This window comes from Micromonospora sp. WMMA1976, from assembly GCF_027497335.1.
Classification (GTDB): domain Bacteria; phylum Actinomycetota; class Actinomycetes; order Mycobacteriales; family Micromonosporaceae; genus Micromonospora; species Micromonospora aurantiaca.
Genome location: NZ_CP114912.1, coordinates 4,916,633 through 4,933,771 on the forward strand (window position 1 = coordinate 4,916,633; position 17,139 = coordinate 4,933,771).

A 17,139-nucleotide genomic window follows, 5' to 3' on the forward strand; every position below is an offset into this window, starting at 1 on the left:
GACGCCTACGGTGCGTTGGATCCGAGGATGGACGGTACCCGGACAGGCGGCCTGAGGCATCCCCCCAACGACCGCCCCAAACCGGAAGGACGACACGGGGTCATCCGTTCGGACGACCCGGCGTCGGCCTGAGTGCAAGATCGGCGACGGTCCGCGACCAGGCCGCCCCGAACGGTCCGACGAGTCCGACCCATCGACCGGCCGTCCGCACCTGAACGTCGTCCGCGCCGGTGCCGAGGAAACCCATCCGGACCAGCGCCTGCACCAGTCGCTGCGACACCTCCACCGGCGTCCGCGGCGCCTCGTCCGGGGTCACCACCACGGCGACGTGGTCCAGCAGCGCGTCCCGCAGCACCCGCTGCCCGACCGCGCGGCCCGCCACGCCCTGCGTGGCCGCCTCGCGCAGCGTCCCGGCCGCCGCCTCCGCGATCCGGCGCAGCTCGGCGCCGGGCAGCGCCTCCACCGCCCGGCTCGCCGCCGGTGGGAGCTGCCACCGCCAGCCGTCGTCCCGGCGTACCGGAAGCGCCTCGCCCTCGGCGGAGAGTTCGGCCAGCAGTTCCCCCGCCGCCACCGTGACGTCGCCGGGGGCGGTGCCGGGCACGGTACGGACCACGAGCACGCCCCACGGCAGCCGCCCCCAGAGGGCGGTACGGCCCGCACCCGGTACCGGCCGCAGCCGGACCACAGTGGCCGGGTCGAACCGGACCAGCCGGGCCAGGAAGGCCCCGGCGTCGGCCGTCCCGGTCAACCCGTGCCCGGTCATCCGCTCAGCCCCGGCGCGTAGCGGAGCAGGAACGCCCGCTCCTCCGGCGAGATCCGGCGCGGGCGCTGCGCCGTCAGGTCGAACGGCACCAGCAGCGACCGGGCGGTACCGGCCAGCGTGTCGCCGTCGTACAGCTCGTAGGCGACCGAGAAGGAGGCGGCCCTGATCTGGTCCACCCACAGCTCGATCCGTACCGTCGGGGCGGCCTCCGCGCTGGCCCGGCCGAGCGCGTAGTCGACCGGGCGCAGGTAGTCGACCTCGTGCCGGCGGATGACCACCCCGTCGGCGAACGAGCCCACTCCCCACGCCCGGCCGCCGGCGAACATCATCGCCACCCGGGCCTCCTCGTAGAGCGTGAGGAAGCGGGCGTTGTTGACGTGGCCGTACGCGTCCAGGTCGGACCAGCGCAGCGCGCAGTGGTAGACGAAGCGGTCAGTCACGGGTGAGCTTGCGGTAGGTCACCCGGTGCGGACGGGCCGCCTCGGCGCCGAGCCGGTCGACCTTGTTCTTCTCGTACGCCTCGAAGTTGCCCTCGAACCAGAACCACTTGGCCGGGTTCTGGTCGTCGCCCTCCCAGGCCAGGATGTGCGTGGCGACCCGGTCCAGGAACATCCGGTCGTGGGAGATGACGACGGCGCAGCCGGGGAACTCCAGCAGCGCGTTCTCCAGGCTGGACAGCGTCTCCACGTCCAGGTCGTTCGTCGGCTCGTCGAGCAGGATCACGTTGCCGCCGATCTTGAGCGTCAGCGCCAGGTTGAGCCGGTTGCGCTCGCCGCCGGAGAGCACCTTCGTCGGCTTCTGCTGGTCCGGCCCCTTGAAGCCGAACGCGGCGATGTACGCCCGGGACGGCATCTCGACCTTGCCGACCATGAGGTGGTCCAGCCCGTCGGAGACGACCTCCCAGACGGTCTTGTCGCCGTCCAGGCCCTGCCGGTTCTGGTCGACGTACGACAGCGAGACGGTCTCGCCGACCCGGACCGAGCCGCTGGTCGGCTGCTCCAGACCGACGATGGTCTTGAACAGCGTGGTCTTGCCGACGCCGTTCGGGCCGATGATGCCGACGATGCCGTTGCGGGGCAGCGAGAACGACAGGTCGTCGATCAGCACCCGGTCACCGAACGCCTTTGTGAGGTTCTGCGCCTCGATGACCGTGTTGCCCAGGCGCGGGCCCGGCGGGATCTGGATCTCCTCGAAGTCCAGCTTCCGGGTCTTCTCCGCCTCGGCGGCCATCTCGTCGTAGCGGTCCAGGCGGGCCTTGGACTTGGTCTGCCGCGCCTTGGCGTTCGAGCGGACCCACTCCAGTTCCTCGGAGAGGCGCTTCTTCATCTTGGCGTCGCGGCGTCCCTCGACGGAGAGCCGGGCGGCCTTCTTCTCCAGGTAGGTGGAGTAGTTGCCCTCGTACGGGTAGGCCCGGCCGCGGTCCAGCTCCAGGATCCAGTTGGCCACGTTGTCCAGGAAGTACCGGTCGTGGGTGATCGCCAGGACGGTGCCGGCGTACTTGGCCAGGTGCTGCTCCAGCCACTGCACGCTCTCCGCGTCCAGGTGGTTGGTGGGCTCGTCGAGCAGCAGCAGGTCCGGCGCCTCCAGCAGCAGCTTGCACAGCGCCACCCGGCGGCGCTCACCACCGGAGAGCTTGGTGACGTCGGCGTCCGGCGGCGGGCAGCGCAGCGCGTCCATCGCGAGTTCGAGCTTGGAGTCGATGTCCCACGCGTCGGAGGCGTCCAGCTCCTCCTGGAGCTTGCCCATCTCCTCCATCAGCTCGTCGGAGTAGTCGGTGGCCATCTGCTCGGCGATGGCGTTGAACCGCTCCAGCTTGGCCTTGGTCTCGGCGACCGCCTCCTCGACGTTGCCGAGGACCGTCTTCTCCTCGTTGAGCGGTGGCTCCTGCGCGAGCATGCCGACGGAGTAGCCGGGCATGAGCCGGGCCTCGCCGTTGCTCGGCCGGTCCAGCCCTGCCATGATCTTGAGGAGGCTGGACTTACCGGCGCCGTTCGGACCGACCACCCCGATCTTGACACCCGGCAGGAAGTTCAGCGTCACGTTGTCGAGCACGACCTTGTCGCCGTGCGCCTTGCGCGCCTTGTCCAGGACGTAGATGAACTGGGCCACGGTGCGGGCTACCTCCGTCGGTTGCGATCGCGGGCTTGTCGGGTGCGGGGCGCGGGCGTCGATCTCCGCCCGCCGCCGCCGGCCGGGAGCCGGCCGCACGCACGCCGCCGTCAATCCTGACAGGTACGGACCGCCACGCCCACATCACCCCACCCCAGGGGTACGGCGGCCTGCCGCGTTGCCGGCGCAGGTACTACTCGTTAACGTCGACGGTATGACCAAGAAGATCGCCATCAGCGTCCCCGACGACGTGGCCGAACGACTGGCCCAGGAGCCGAACGTCTCCGCGTTCATCACCGAGAGCGTGCGGCAGCGGATGACGGGAGAGCGCACCCGGCGCACGCTCCGGCAGGTCGGCTTCCGGCTGTCCGACGGCGGGCTCGCCGACGCGGGCCACGCGCTCGACGAGGCCCAGGCCAAGATCACCCCGGAACTGCGCGCCCGGGCCGCCGCACTGCTGAGCGAGTCGTCACGTGGACGGCTGACCCGTGACTGACCCCGGGCTGGTGCTCGACACCGCCTGCCTGCTGGCCTACTCGGAGGGCACCGAGGCGGTCGGGGAGCAGATCGCGTCGGTCGCGGACCGGGGGCAGACGGTGATCGTGCCGGCACTATGCCTCGCCGAGGCGTACCGGCAGGTGGCCGTCGACGGCTGGCGCCTGCTGGACATCCTCGGCGATCTCGACCACGTGGTCGTCAGCCCCGTGGCGCACGACATGTGCATGTTCCTCGGCGGCTGGTCGCGCACGCTCCTGAGCATGGACCTCGCCCAGGTGGCGCTGGAGGCCGCACGGGCCACCACGCCGATCATGAGTGACCGGCGGGAACTGCTCGGTGAGGTGCTCCCCAAGGAGTGGCCGATCATCGACCTCTGAGCCACCGGTGTCGACAAGATCACGCGGTGGGTTCGGCGGTTCTGGGACGGGTAGGTAACTCCGGCACGGGGGATCAGACGCCGCAGCTACGCTCAGTACGCTCATCGCGGTGGACCCGTCAGTACCCGGAGGTGGCCGATCGTGACCGTCCGTAGCTCCTTTGTCGTAGTGGCCAACCGTCTGCCGGTCGACGAGGTGAGCACACCCGAGGGACGGCAGTGGCGGCGCAGCCCGGGCGGGCTGGTGACCGCGCTGCACCCGGTGCTCGCCGAGCACCAGGGAACCTGGGTGGGGTGGGCCGGCGGCACCGGCGCCGCGCCCGAGCCGTTCGACCTGGAGGGCATCCGGCTGCACCCGGTGCCGCTGAGCGCCGAGGAACTGGAGCGCTACTACGAGGGCCAGTCGAACGCGACGATCTGGCCGCTCTACCACGACGCGGTGGAGACGCCTGCCTACAAGCGCCGCTGGCGCGAGGCGTACCGGCTGGTGAACGCCCGGTTCGCGGAGGCCGCCGCGGACGTGGCGGCCGAGGGCGCCACGGTCTGGGTCCAGGACTACCAACTCCAGCTCGTGCCGGCGATGCTCCGCGAGCTGCGGCCGGACCTGCGGATCGGCTTCTTCCTGCACATCCCGTTCCCGCCGATCGAGCTGTTCATGCAGATGCCGTTCCGCACCGAGATCCTGCGTGGACTGCTCGGCGCGGACCTGGTCGGCTTCCAGCAGCGGCTGGCAGCGCAGAACTTCGTCCGGCTGGCCCGGCACCTGCTCGGCCTGCGCTACGAGGGCCAGATGATCCAGGTCGACGGCCGGCAGGTGAAGGCGGGCGCGTTCCCCATCTCGATCGACACCAAGGAGATGGAGCGGCTGGCCGAGGACCCCGCGATCCAGGCCCGGGCCAAGCAGATCCGCGAGGAGCTGGGCAACCCGAAGACGATCATCCTGGGCGTCGACCGGCTCGACTACACCAAGGGCATCGAACTCCGGCTGAAGGCCTTCCGCGAACTTCTCGCTGACGGAAAGTTGACAGTTCCGGACGCGGTTATGGTGCAGGTCGCCACGCCCAGCCGCGAGCGCGTGGAGCACTACCAGGCACTTCGGGTGAAGGTGGAACGCGAGGTTGGCCGGATCAATGGTGAATTCGGCCGGGTCGGCGTGCCTGCAGTGCATTATCTGCATCAGTCGTACAGTCGCTCCGAACTGGCCGCGATGTACGTCGCGGCCGACGTGATGATGGTGACCCCGCTGCGAGACGGAATGAATCTGGTGGCCAAGGAGTACGTCGCATCGCGCGCCGACCAGGGCGGCGCGCTCGTGCTCAGTGAGTTCGCCGGCGCCGCGACAGAGCTGCGCCAGGCGTTCCTGTGTAATCCGCACGACCCGGACGCGGTGAAGGACGCGTTGCTGCGGGCCGTGCATGTCGAAAAGCCCGAAGCCCGCCGCCGGATGCGCGTCATGCAGCGCCATCTGCGCAGCCACGACGTGGGCCACTGGGCCAAGTCGTTCCTCAGCGAGCTCGGCGTCGGAGATACGGAGGCTGCGTGACCTCGCCCGCCCCCGCCGCCGCCCACGGCGGCGTGCTGGATCCCGAACTGCGTGCCGCCATCGGCCGTATCGCCCGGGTTCCGCAACTCCTGGTCGCCTGCGACTACGACGGCACACTGGCGCCGATCGTCGAGGACCCCAGCAAGGCCGTGCCGCTGCCCGAGTCGGTGGCGGCCGTACGCGCGCTCGCCGCACTGCCGCAGACGAGCGTCGCTGTCGTCTCCGGCCGGGCGCTGCGCGACCTGGCCACACTGTCCCGGCTGCCGAGCGAGGTGCACCTGGTCGGCAGCCACGGCTCGGAGTTCGACATCGGCTTCGTCGAGCGGCTCACCCCCGAGCTGATCGCGGTCCGGCACCGGCTCCGCGAGGCACTGCGCGAGATCGCCGCCGAACACCCGGGCATCCGCCTGGAACGCAAGCCGGCCAGCGTCGCCGTACACACCCGCGGTGTCGACCCGCACGTCGCCGCCCGGGCCGTCGAGGCGGTCCGCAACGGCCCCGCGACCTGGGAGGGCGTGACAGTCACCCAGGGCAAGGAGGTCATCGAGCTGTCGGTGGTGGTGACCAACAAGGGCACCGCCGTCGACCAGCTCCGTACCCAGCTCGCCGCGAGCGCGGTGCTGTTCATCGGCGACGACGTCACCGACGAGAACGCCTTCGGCAACCTGACCGGGCCGGACGTCGGCATCAAGATCGGTCCCGGGGAGACCCGCGCCGACTACCGGGTGGCCGAGCCGATCGAGGCGGCCCGCGCGCTGGGTCTGCTGCTGGAGACGCGGCGGCACTGGCTGTTCGGCGAGCGGGCGGTGCCGATCGAGCGGCACTCGATGCTCGCGAACGGCCGTACCGTCGCGCTCGTCACGCCGGAAGCCAAGATCACCTGGTTGTGCCACCCGAAGCCGGACTCGGCGGCGATCTTCGCCGACCTGGTCGGCGGCAGCCCGGCCGGGCACTTCACGGTCGGCCCGGAGCGCGGCGGCATCCCGCTGGGCCAGCGCTACCGCAGCAACACGATGACCGTCGAGACCCGCTGGTCCGGCCTGACCGTGACCGACTGGCTCGACCTCCCGGTACGGGAGACCACGCCGGACGACCCCGCAGTGGTCAGCGGCGACTCGACACTGGTCCGGGTGCTCAGCGGCACCGGGCGGGCCCGGGTCGAGTTCGCGCCGCGCCCCGAGTTCGGTCAGGTGGCGGTGCAGCTCCAGCCGCTCGACGACGGGCTGCTGGTGCTCGGCTCCAACGAGCCGGTCGCGCTGCACTCCCCCGGCGTCGAGTGGGAGGTCACGAACGACGCCGGGTACGAGACCGCGAAGGCGGTGGTCGACCTGTCGGCGGCCGGCGGCCAGGTGGTGCTGGAGCTGCGCTTCGGCACGCAGAGCCTGGAGCCGCACCGGCTGCCGCTGCACGAGCGGCAGACCGCCGCCGAGCAGCCCTGGAAGGACTGGGTGGCCTCACTGCGGCTGCCCGCCACCGCCCGGGACCTGGTCGCCCGCAGCGCGCTGACGCTGCGCGGCCTCTGCCACGAGCCGACCGGCTCGATCCTCGCCGCGGCCACCACGTCGCTGCCCGAGGAGCTGGGCGGTGTCCGCAACTGGGACTACCGCTACTGCTGGCTGCGGGACGCGGCGATGACCGCCCGCGCGCTTGTCGACCTCGGCTCGACCGAGGAGGCCGAAGGGCTGCTGCGCTGGATCGACGGCGTGGTCGAGCGCACCGGAGGGCACCCGGAGCGGCTGCACCCGCTCTACACGGTGGACGGCTTCGAGCTGGGCGCCGAGGCGGTCATCGACACGCTGCCCGGCTACGCCGGCTCCCGGCCGGTACGCGTCGGCAACCTCGCCAACCACCAGCTCCAGCTCGACGTCTTCGGCCCGGTCGCGGACCTGATCGCGGCGGTGGCCGACGCCCGGGGCTCGATCCGCGACGACGAGTGGCGGGTGCTGGAGAACATGGTCGAGGCGGTACGCCGCCGCTGGCACGAGCCTGACCACGGCATCTGGGAGGCCCGCCTCCCCCCGAGGCACCACGTCTTCTCCAAGGTCATGCTCTGGATGACTGTGGACCGCGCGCTGCACGTGGTCCGCCGCCACGGCGGCGAGGACCGACCCGAGTGGGTCGAGCTGCGCGACCGGATCGCCGCGAACGTGCTGGAGCACGGCTGGCACCCGGAGGCCGAGGCGTACAGCGTCGCCTACGGGTACGAGGAGATGGACGCCTCGTCGCTGTGGATCGGCATCTCCGGGCTGCTCGCCGGCGACGACCCGCGCTTCCTCTCCACCGTGCTCAAGATCGAGGCGGAGCTGCGCAGCGGTCCGGTCGTCTACCGGTACCACTGGGACGACGGCCTGCCCGGCCGGGAGGGCGGCTTCCACATCTGCACGTCGTGGCTGATCGAGGCGTACCTGCGCACCGGCCGCCGCAGCGACGCCGAGGAGCTGTTCACCCAGATGCTCGACACGGCCGGTCCGACCGGCTTGCTGCCGGAGCAGTACGACCCGCTGGCCGAGCGCGGGCTGGGCAACCACCCGCAGGCGTACAGCCACCTCGGCCTGATCCGCTGCGCCCTGCTGCTCGACAACATGCTCAAGCAGTGACCGACCGGGGCGGGGGACTGACGTCCCCCGCCCCGTCCCCGTCCCGGTCCCCGTCGACGCTTCTATAGGTGGGCCGGTTCCGGGAGGTTGGTATCGGTAGGGTTCGACGTTGGTGATCTATGGGTGACTCATGCAAGATCTGGCCGCTGTCAGTTGGTGTGCCGTGGCGTCGACTTGTCCTCGTGGGTTGCCGGCGTCGGCCCGGCCCACCTTGTTGGCCTGATCAGAAGCCTGTCCGCGAAGGGGTGTGCAGCCCGTGTCGCGTGACTCATCACAGATGTGCCGCTGGGTGATCGCTCCCGGGCCGACGCCGTCCGAACGTCGTCCCGTGCAAGGGAGAACCGTCCGTGTTTCCCATCCTGGCAGAACGTCTGGCCGAGCGTGTCGACGCGGTCGTCGGTGCGGACACCCATACCGATACGCACACCGCCGCGGTGCTCACCGCGGTCGGCACCGTGCTGGCGGAGATCACCGTGCCGGCCACCGACGACGGCGCCGCTGTCCTGCTGGCCTGGGCCGGCCGGCAGACGGCCGTGCTGGGAACGGGCCGGCGGGCCTGGGCCCTGGACGGCGCTCGTTGTCACGGTGTCGGTCTGCTGCGCGTCCTGCGCGCCGCGGGTGAGTACGTCCTGGAAGCACCCAAACCCGCTGCCGGGCGCTGCCGTCGAGGCGGCAAGTCCGACGCGCTGGACGCCGCGCACGCCGCTCGTGGCGTCCTGGCCGCCGACCACGTCGCCTCACCCCGCACCGACGGCGACCGGGAAGCCCTGCGCCTGCTGCACGTCTGCCGCCGCCACTACAGCGACACCCGCACCGCCACCATCAACCTGTTCAAATCGGTGATCCTCACCGCCGACGACGACCTCCGCACACAGATGCGAGGACTGAGCACCCTGCGACAGGTCCAGCACGCCACCACCCTCACCACCACCAGCGGCAGCGGTCTCGACCGGCTGCGCCGCACTCACCTGGCAACCCTCGCCGAGCAGATCCAGACCCTCGACCGGCTCCTGAAAGCCAACCTCACCGAAATCCGCACCCTGGTCGACAAACTCTGCCCCACCCTGCTCGACCAACCCGGCATCGGCCCCGTCACCGCCGCGATCGCGCTGACCGCCTGGTCACACCCCGGCCGGTTCCGCAACGAAGCCGCCTTCGCCTCACTCGCCGGCGTCAGCCCCGTCCCCGCCAGCTCCGGGCGCATCACCCGCCACCGCCTCAACCGAGGCGGCGACCGCACCCTCAACGCCGCCCTGCACACCATCGCCAAAACCCGCCAACGATGCCACCAGCCCACCAAGGACTACATCAACCGCCGCACCACCGAAGGCCGCACCCCAGCCGAGATCACCCGCAGCCTCAAACGCTACATAGCCCGCCAAATCTGGCGCACCCTCGAAGCCACCACTTGACAGCAACCTTCACAGATCTTGCACTTTCCGCCCTGACATAAGGGCTATAACGGGCACCTGGTGGGCACCAAGTGCAAGATCGACGGGGTCAGGCGCGCGTCGGGGCGGCGGGGGTCAGGGCGTGGACCACGTCGCCGAGCACCACGATCGCGGGTGGGCGTAGCGCGGCGGTCTCGACGTCCTGCGCGACAGTGCCCAGTGTGGAGCGCAGCGTCCGCTGGGCGGCTGTGGTGCCCTCCTGGATCACCGCGGCGGGGGTGTCCGCCGGCTTGCCGTGCGCGATCAGGGTCGCGGCGATCGCGGCGAGGTTCTTCAGGCCCATCAGGATCACGAGCGTGCCCCGCAGCCCGGCGAGGGCGTCCCAGCGCACCAGCGACGCGGGCGCGTCGGGCGCGAGGTGTCCGGACACCACAGTGAACTCGTGCGCCACGCCCCGGTGCGTCACCGGCACCCCGGCCACCTCGGGCACCGCGATCGCGCTCGTCACGCCGGGCACCACAGTCACCGGCACGCCCGCCTCGGCGCAGGCCAGCAGTTCCTCGCCGCCCCGGCCGAAGACGTACGGGTCGCCGCCCTTGAGCCGTACCACCACCTTGCCGGCCCGCGCCCGGTCCACCAGGATCCGGTTGATCTCCTCCTGGGCACGCGACGGCCCGTACGGGATCTTGGAGGCGTCGACCAGCTCGACGTCCGGCCGCAGTTCGTCCAGGAGCAGGCCGGGCACGAGCCGGTCGGCGACGACCACCTCGGCCTCGGTGAGCAGCCGCCACCCCTTCACCGTGATCAGCTCCGGGTCGCCCGGCCCGGATCCGACGAGTGCGACGCGCCCGCCGGTGTCAACAGGGGGCCCCTCCGCTACCGCAGGGGTTAAAAGGGGGCCCTTCCTTCCGAGCAGGGCGCGGATGGCGTCGCGGGTCGCCATCGCTCGGCGGGGGTCGCCACCGCCGAGTACCGCCACGGTGACCGGGCCGTGCCGGGTCACCGCCGGGGTCCACGCGCTCGCCGCCGTCCGGTCGTCGGCTCGTACGCAGAAGATCCGCCGCTCGGCCGCTGCCGCGCTGACCGCGGCAGCGGCGGCCCGGTCGTCGACAGCCACCTGCACCAGCCACGCGCCGTCCAGGTCGCCGGGGACGAACCGGCGCGGCTCCCAGTGCAGCCGCCCGGCGTCGACGTGCGCGCGCAGCGCCGGGGTCAGCTCGGGCGACACCAGCAGCACGTCCGCGCCGGCGTCGAGCAACGCGGGGACCCGCCGGGTCGCGACCGCTCCCCCGCCCACGACCACCACGCGCCGCCCGTCCAGCCGCAAACCCAGGGGGTACGGGCTGGGCGGCGTCGGCCCGGCCGGCTCGGTCACTTCTCCGCCACCCCGGCGGAGTCGAACGTGGCGACCTCGTGCAGTACCCGGACCGCGCCGGTGACCACCGGCAGGGCGAGCAGCGCCCCGGTGCCCTCGCCGAGCCGCAGGCCCAGGTCGATCAGCGGTTCCAGGCCGAGATGCCGCAGTGCCGCCGTGGCGCCCGGCTCGGCGCTGCGGTGCCCGGCGATCATGGCGCCCACCGCGTCCGGCGCGAACGCGGCGGCGGCGACCGCGGCGCTGACGGCGATCACGCCGTCGAGCAGCACCGGCACCCGGCGCGCGGCGGCGCCGAGGATCAGGCCGGTCAGCGCGGCGTGCTCCAGCCCGCCGACGGTGGCCAGCACGCCCAGGGGGTCGGCCGGGTCGGGCTCGTGCCGGGCCAGCGCGGCCCGCACCACAGCCACCTTGCGGGCGTACGTCTCGTCGTCGACCCCGGTGCCCCGGCCGGTGGCCGCCTCGGCGTCCACGCCGGAGAACGCGGCGATGAGCGTGGCGGACGGGGTGGTGTTGCCGATGCCCATGTCGCCGGTGAGCAGGATGCCCGCCCCGGCGTCGATCAGCTCACCGGCGATCCGGATGCCGGTTTCGACGGCCGTGCGGGCCTCGTCCCGGGTCAGCGCCGCGGTGACCGTCATGTCGCCGGTCCCGGGGCGGACGTTCGCGGACACCAGGCGCGGCCCGGCCGGGTCGGCGGACTCGGCGCCCGGGATCGGGGTGGCCACGCCGACGTCCACCACCGTGACCGAGGCGCCGGCCTGCCGGGCGAACGCGTTGACCACAGCGCCGCCGGCCAGGAAGTTGGCGATCATCTGGGCGGTGACCTCCTGCGGCCACGGGGTCACGCCCTGGGCGTGCACGCCGTGGTCACCGGCGAAGATCGCCACCGCGGCCGGCTCGGGCAGCGGCGGCGGGCAGGCGCCGGCCAGCCCGGCGAGGCGTACCGAGAGCGGCTCCAGGGCGCCGAGCGAGCCGGCGGGCTTGGTCAGCCGCCCCTGCAACTCGCGGGCCGCCGTCATGGCGGCCTCGTCCAGCGGCCGGATCGTCGCGACTGTGGACTCCAGCATCATGCCTCCAGGATCCGTGCCAGCGTCTCGATGAACGCGTCTGTGGTGCCCCGGTCGCGTACGGCGATCCGGAGCCAGTCCGGGCCGAGCCCGGGGAAGGTGTCGCCCCGGCGTACCGCCCAGCCGTGCGCTCGTAGCCGCTCTCGTACGTCGGCGGCGCCGGCCACGTGGATCAGGACGAAGGCGGCGGCGGGGCGGCCCGCCACGCGTACCCCCGGCAGGCCGGACAGGCGTGCCACCAGGTGGTCGCGGTCGGCGGCGAGTTCGGCGGCGATGCCGCGTTCGGCGGCGACGGCGGCCGGCGCGGCGCAGGCGGTGGCGGCGGCGAGCGCCGGGGTGGAGACCGCCCAGAGCGGCTGCGCGGCGGCGAACCGGGCCAGCAGCGCGGCATCGCCGAGCAGGTAGCCGATCCGCAGCCCGGCCAGGCCCCAGGTCTTGGTGAGGCTGCGCACCACCACGAGGCCGGGGAGGTCGCGGCGGGCGGCGAGCGACTCGGGCTCGCCGTCGACGCCGGGTGCGGCGGTGGTGTCGGCGAACGCCTCGTCGACCACGAGCACCCGGCCGGGACGGGCCAGCGCGGCGATGGTGCCGGCCGGGTGCAGCACCGAGGTCGGGTTCGTGGGGTTGCCGATCATGACCAGGTCGGCGTCGCCGGGGACGCGGGCCGGGTCCAGGCGGAAGCCGTCGGCCGGGTCGAGCAGCACCCTGTCCACCCGGTGCCCGGCAGCCCGCAGCGCGGCCTCCGGCTCGGTGAACTGCGGGTGCACCACCACGGGGTGGCGGACGCCGGACAGTGCGCGGGCGATCAGGACGAATCCCTCGGCGGCGCCGGCGGTGAGGAGTACCTCTTCCGGGGGTCGCCCGTGCCGGTGAGCGACGGCGACGCGGGCCGGCGCCGGGTCCGGGTACGCGGCCAGGTCGCCCAGCGCGGCGGTGATCGGGTCGGCCAGCCAGTCCGGCATCGGGGCGCGGCGCACGTTCACGGCCAGGTCCACCAGGCCGGGCGTGGCCTCGGCGTCCCCGTGGTGGCCCAGGTCGGGCTCGTCGAGCGCGGCGGCGCTCCCGGTCGGTGCTGCGGGCATGTCCGCGATCCTGCCGGGTAGCCGCCGCCCGGGACAGCGCATCCCGGCGTGGGTCGCGTCACGGTCCGCCGGTTTATGAGTTCTTCTCATTTCCGAATCGGAAATGTCATAGCTTGACCCCGTGAGCAGTCGTCCCCTTGCTTCCGCTGGCCGTCTCGTTCCCCTTCTCCGCGCCGGGCTGATCGCCGGCATCGTGGTCGCCGCCGCCCTGTATCCGCTGGTCGCCGTCACCGGCATCGGGGCCAAGGCCACCGCGCACGCGATCGAACAGAAGACGAACATCCTCAAGACCGCGTTGCCGGCCGAGACCTCGTACGTCTACGCGCCGGACGGCAAGACGGTGCTGACGATGTTCTACGAGGAGTACCGGCAGTACACCAAGATCGAGAACATGTCGCCGAACATCCAGCAGGCGATCGTCGCCGCCGAGGACAACCGCTTCTACCAGCACCACGGCGTCGACCCGAAGGGCGTGGCGCGTGCTTTCGTGTCAAACGCCCGATCCGGCGGCGTATCCCAGGGCGCCTCGACGATCACCATGCAGTACGTGCGGATGGCGCTGCGGGACAGCGCGACCACACCCAAGGAGGTCCAGGAGGCGACCCAGCAGACCAGCCTGCGCAAGGTCAAGGAGATGCGCATGGCGCTGGACATCGAGAAGCACCTGAGCAAAGAGCAGATCATGGAGCGCTACCTCAACTCGGCCTACTTCGGTCACCGGGCGTACGGGATCTACGCCGCCTCGCAGATCTTCTTCTCCAAGACGCCGGCCACGCTCACCCCGGTCGAGGCGGCCACGCTGGCCGGGCTGGTGAAGTCGCCGTCGGAGTACGACCCGATCACCTCCGACCAGAAGGAGGCCACCGGCCGGCGCAACTACGTGCTGGACAACATGGCCCGCCTCGGTTACCTGTCGCCGGACGCCGCCGCCGAGGCGAAGGGTCAGCCGATCAAGCTGAAGCTGACCGACCCGCCCAACGACTGCGCCGCCATCGACGGCGGGCACCGCGCCTGGGGCTTCTACTGCGACTACCTGAAGAACTGGTGGAGTTCCCAGCCCGCGTTCGGCGAGAACCGGCTGGAACGGATGGACAAGCTGCGCCGTGGCGGCTACCGGATCGTGCTCGCGCTCGACCCGAAGACCCAGGCGGCGGCGGAGAAGAACGTCGGGGCCAAGGACAACACCGGCAGCCCGTTCGCCAACGGCATCGTGGTCGCCGAGCCCGGCACCGGGCGGATCAAGGCGATGGCGGTGAACCGGAACTACTCGCTCGACCTGGCCGAGAACCCGAACAGCTCGAACCCGGAGGCCGGCCCGAAGGTCAAGGCGAACTACCCGAACACGGTGGCGCCGCTGCTCGGCGGCGGGACGCTACCGGGCTACCAGGCCGGTTCGACGTTCAAGATGTTCCCGATGCTCGCCGCGCTCAACGCCGGGATGCCGTTGTCCACCGCGTACGACTCGCCGTACACGTACAAGTCGGCCGTCTACGACGGGTGGGCGCCGTCCAACGCCAGCGGCGCGATGACCGGCCGGCAGACCATGTGGTCCGGATTCGGCAAGTCGGTGAACACCTACTTCGTCCAACTGGAGGAGAAGATCGGCGCGGACGCCGGGGTGCGCCTGGCCGAGCAACTGGGGCTGCGCTGGCGTACCGACGTGGACAAGGAACAGGCGTCGCCGGGCAAGGCGAAGAAGTGGGGCGCGTTCACGCTCGGCGTCTCCGACGCCACCCCGCTGGAGATGGCGAACGCGTACGCCGCCATCGCCGCCGACGGGCGCTACTGCGAGGCCATCCCGGTCAACGCGATCATGAACCGGGACGGCACGCCGGCCACGTACACGACGCCGGGCGGGGTGCAACGGGAGGTCGCCAAGCCGCGGTGCCGGCAGGTGGTGAACGCCGACGCGGCCCGCGCCGCCACCGACGCGGCGCGCTGCCCCACCGGCGACACCCCGGCCAAGGGGAGCTGCGGCGGCTGGTCGACGGCCGACAGCGTCCGCGGCACGGTCGGCCGCCCGGTCGCCGGCAAGACGGGTACGACGGACAGCACCCGGTCGGCGTGGTTCGTCGGCTACACGCCGGAGCTGGCGGCGGCGAGCTTCATCGCCGACCCGGACAATCCGTTCAACGCGGTGGGCGACGGGCAGTCGCAGATCCCGGTGAACGCGGTGGCGCAGACCCTGCGGGACTCCCTGAAGGGCCAGCCCACCCGCCAGTTCACCCCACCCTCGGACCAGATAGTCGGCTGAGCCGCCCTGATCCGCCCGGGGGTGCGCCCGGGTAGTTGATCAAGGAGTTTGCGTCACGGATCGTCCTATCCGCAGACGCGAACTCCTTGATCGACGTTGCGAAAGGGTGAGCTCAGCGGAGGTCCGCGGCGACGAAGGACCACAGCTCCAGGTCGACCCGGGCGCCCCTGACGAAACCGGCGTTGCGCAGCAGGCCCTCGTAGCTGAAGCCGGCCTTCTCGGCGACCCGCCGCGACGCCACGTTGCCGGCCGCCACCCGCAGCTCCACCCGCTGGAACCCGTGCTCCAGGATCAGAGCGATCGCCACCGCGTCCACCGCCTCGACCGCCAGGCCGTAGCCCCGGGCGTGCGGCGCGATCGCGTACGACAACTCGGTGAGCCGGGCGCCCCAGTCGGTACGGCGGGCCCAGAGCGAGCCGACCACCCGCTGGTCCTCCCGGCGGACCACCGCCCAGTGGTCGCCGTCGCCGCTGTCCCGCCGCTGCCGGGCCAGCTCGGTGCACCACGCCCGCCCGTCGATCTGCCCGGACGCATCCGCCAGCGGCAGCCAGCGTTGCGTCTGCCGGTCGGCGAACACCTCGTCCATCGCCTCCGCGTCGGCGGCGACGAGGTGCCGCACCTCGATGCGCGGGGTGGAGACGGTCAGCGCCGGGAAGCGGCGTACCGCCACCTGCCCGATCACGCCGACGCCCCCACCGGTGCCAGCGCGGCGGCCACCAGCCGGGCCGCGACGTCCGGATGCGCGGCCCAGTGCGGCACGAGCTGCGAGGCGTGCACCGCCTGCCGGACGAAGCCCTCCGGATTGCCACCCTCCCAGCGCCAGGCCGGCCGGTCACCGGCGCGCGGCGTGAGCACTGCGGCGTGCTGCTTGTGCCCGGTCACCGTGGCACCGGCCGCCGCCACCACGCTGTCGGTGACCGCCGTGGCCGTGCGGTAGCCGACCACCAGGCCGTCCCGGACCGTGCCGACCGCGTCCAGCACCCCGCACATGGGCAGGCCGTCCAGCTCCCGGGCCAGCCACAGCAGGCCCGCGCCCTCGGCGATCACCGGGCGGCCCGAGCGGGCCAGCTCGGCCACCGCGATGCAGAGGCGGCGGTTGGCGGAGAGCTGCTCCGCGTACGTCTCGGGCAGCCCGCCGCCGACGACCAGCGCGCGGGCCCCGGCGGGCAGCGCCTCGTCGCGCAGCGGATCGAGCGTCACCACCTCGGCGCCCGCCGCACGCAGCAGCTCGGCGGTCTCGGGGTGGCTGTAGGTGCCGGCCGGCCCGCCGGCGAGCGCCACCACCGGCCGTTCCCCCGACGGCTGCGGGGCGTCGGCCGGCTCCGGCGACCACGGCTCGACGGTGAGCGCGGGGGCGGAGCGGGCCAGCGCCAGCAGCCGGTCGAGGTCGACGGTGGCGGCCACCGCCTCACCGAGCCGGCGTACGCCCCGTTCGGCGTCCGCGTCGGCGCGCACCACGGGCCCGGTGCCGTACCGGCGGGCGGGCAGCACCGGGGGCAGCTCGTGCCGGCGCAGCGCCCCGTAGACCGGCACGCCCACGTCGTCGAGCGCCTCGCGCAGCAGCGCCTCGTGCCGGGGCGAGGCCACCCGGTTGAGGATCACGCCGCCCAGCCACAGCTCGTCGTCGTACGCCCGGAAGCCGTGCACCAGCGCGGCCACCGACTGGCCCATCGCCGCCACGTCCACCACGAGCACCACCGGGCTGCGCAGCGCGGTGGCGACGGCCGCCGTGGACTCACTCTCGGGTCGTCCGGCGACCGAGTCGTAGAGGCCCATCGTGCCCTGCACCAGCGCGAACCCGGCGCCGTTCGCGCCGTACGCGAAGAGGGGGGCGATGCGCTCCGGGCCGACCAGTCTCGGATCGAGCGTGCGCCCGGCGCGCCCGGCGGCGAGCCCCAGATACGCCGCGTCCACCTGGTCCGGCCCGACCTTGAACCCGGCCACCGGGATCCCCCGGTCGGTGAGCGCCGCGAGCAGGCCGAGGGAGACGGCGCCGGTGCCGTGCCCCGAGGAGGGCGCACTCAGCACGACGCGCGGCACGTCGGTCATCATCGACTCCTGATGTGGGTGGTTTCCGCCCGCGT

14 protein-coding genes are annotated in these 17,139 nt (G+C 72.5%); 6 read left to right on the plus strand and 8 right to left on the minus strand.

Annotation, left to right across the window (positions count from 1 at the left end; all coding sequences use genetic code 11):
* Positions 1 to 100: 100 nt before the first annotated feature.
* Genes O7546_RS22535 through ettA form a run of 3 tightly spaced genes read right to left on the minus strand, consistent with a single transcriptional unit; the run spans position 101 to position 2,872 of the window.
* On the minus strand, positions 101 to 763 hold the full coding sequence (locus O7546_RS22535; protein WP_269697503.1) for a hypothetical protein: 663 nt from the start codon (positions 761 to 763) through the stop codon (positions 101 to 103).
* A complete protein-coding gene (locus O7546_RS22540) occupies positions 760 to 1,203 on the minus strand; it encodes a thioesterase family protein (RefSeq protein WP_135241665.1) in 444 nt (147 codons plus the stop codon). The genes O7546_RS22535 and O7546_RS22540 overlap by 4 nt, the downstream gene beginning before the upstream one ends.
* Positions 1,196 to 2,872 carry an energy-dependent translational throttle protein EttA gene (gene ettA, locus O7546_RS22545; RefSeq protein ID WP_194803391.1) on the minus strand — a complete coding sequence of 559 codons (1,677 nt, stop codon included), beginning with the start codon at positions 2,870 to 2,872 and terminating at the stop codon, positions 1,196 to 1,198. Before ettA ends, O7546_RS22540 begins: the two co-directional genes overlap by 8 nt.
* A 214-nt stretch (positions 2,873 to 3,086) precedes the next feature.
* On the opposite strand from ettA, the gene O7546_RS22550 reads away from it, so the two are divergent.
* The 5 genes from O7546_RS22550 (at position 3,087) to O7546_RS22570 (ending at position 9,298) form a co-directional block, all read left to right on the plus strand.
* Complete coding sequence (locus O7546_RS22550) at positions 3,087 to 3,368, plus strand: hypothetical protein (RefSeq protein ID WP_194803390.1); 282 nt, start codon at positions 3,087 to 3,089, stop codon at positions 3,366 to 3,368.
* Positions 3,361 to 3,747, plus strand: coding sequence for a hypothetical protein (locus O7546_RS22555; protein ID WP_269697504.1), 387 nt, complete (start codon positions 3,361 to 3,363; stop codon positions 3,745 to 3,747). The genes O7546_RS22550 and O7546_RS22555 overlap by 8 nt, the downstream gene beginning before the upstream one ends.
* Before the next feature lie 141 nt (positions 3,748 to 3,888).
* The gene (locus tag O7546_RS22560; RefSeq protein ID WP_043328887.1) at positions 3,889 to 5,289 is read left to right on the plus strand and encodes a trehalose-6-phosphate synthase; all 1,401 of its coding nucleotides are present in this window, start codon (positions 3,889 to 3,891) and stop codon (positions 5,287 to 5,289) included.
* Positions 5,286 to 7,886, plus strand: coding sequence for a trehalose-phosphatase (gene otsB / locus O7546_RS22565; protein ID WP_194803388.1), 2,601 nt, complete (start codon positions 5,286 to 5,288; stop codon positions 7,884 to 7,886). Before O7546_RS22560 ends, otsB begins: the two co-directional genes overlap by 4 nt.
* 347 nt (positions 7,887 to 8,233) lie before the next feature.
* Positions 8,234 to 9,298: an IS110 family transposase gene (locus O7546_RS22570; RefSeq protein WP_281600011.1), complete on the plus strand. Its 1,065-nt coding sequence runs from the start codon at positions 8,234 to 8,236 to the stop codon at positions 9,296 to 9,298.
* A gap of 88 nt (positions 9,299 to 9,386) precedes the next feature.
* On the opposite strand, the gene cobA is transcribed toward O7546_RS22570, so the two are convergent.
* The 3 genes from cobA to cobC are packed head-to-tail and all read right to left on the minus strand — an operon-like array spanning position 9,387 to position 12,801.
* The gene (cobA, locus tag O7546_RS22575; protein WP_194800713.1) at positions 9,387 to 10,652 is read right to left on the minus strand and encodes a uroporphyrinogen-III C-methyltransferase; all 1,266 of its coding nucleotides are present in this window, start codon (positions 10,650 to 10,652) and stop codon (positions 9,387 to 9,389) included.
* On the minus strand, positions 10,649 to 11,719 hold the full coding sequence (cobT, locus tag O7546_RS22580) for a nicotinate-nucleotide--dimethylbenzimidazole phosphoribosyltransferase (protein WP_281601178.1): 1,071 nt from the start codon (positions 11,717 to 11,719) through the stop codon (positions 10,649 to 10,651). Before cobT ends, cobA begins: the two co-directional genes overlap by 4 nt.
* On the minus strand, positions 11,719 to 12,801 hold the full coding sequence (gene cobC, locus O7546_RS22585) for an Rv2231c family pyridoxal phosphate-dependent protein CobC (RefSeq protein WP_194800712.1): 1,083 nt from the start codon (positions 12,799 to 12,801) through the stop codon (positions 11,719 to 11,721). The genes cobT and cobC overlap by 1 nt, the downstream gene beginning before the upstream one ends.
* 121 nt (positions 12,802 to 12,922) lie before the next feature.
* Between cobC and O7546_RS22590 the strand changes: the two genes are divergently transcribed.
* Entirely contained in the window at positions 12,923 to 15,055 is a 2,133-nt protein-coding gene (locus tag O7546_RS22590) for a transglycosylase domain-containing protein (protein WP_281600012.1), read from the plus strand.
* A gap of 112 nt (positions 15,056 to 15,167) precedes the next feature.
* Here the strand turns inward: O7546_RS22590 and O7546_RS22595 are convergent, their stop codons facing one another.
* A complete protein-coding gene (locus tag O7546_RS22595) occupies positions 15,168 to 15,737 on the minus strand; it encodes a GNAT family protein (RefSeq protein WP_135241673.1) in 570 nt (189 codons plus the stop codon).
* Positions 15,734 to 17,104 (minus strand): cobyrinate a,c-diamide synthase, encoded by a 1,371-nt coding sequence (locus O7546_RS22600; protein WP_194800710.1) that lies wholly within the window; start codon positions 17,102 to 17,104, stop codon positions 15,734 to 15,736. Before O7546_RS22600 ends, O7546_RS22595 begins: the two co-directional genes overlap by 4 nt.
* Positions 17,105 to 17,139: the final 35 nt, after the last annotated feature.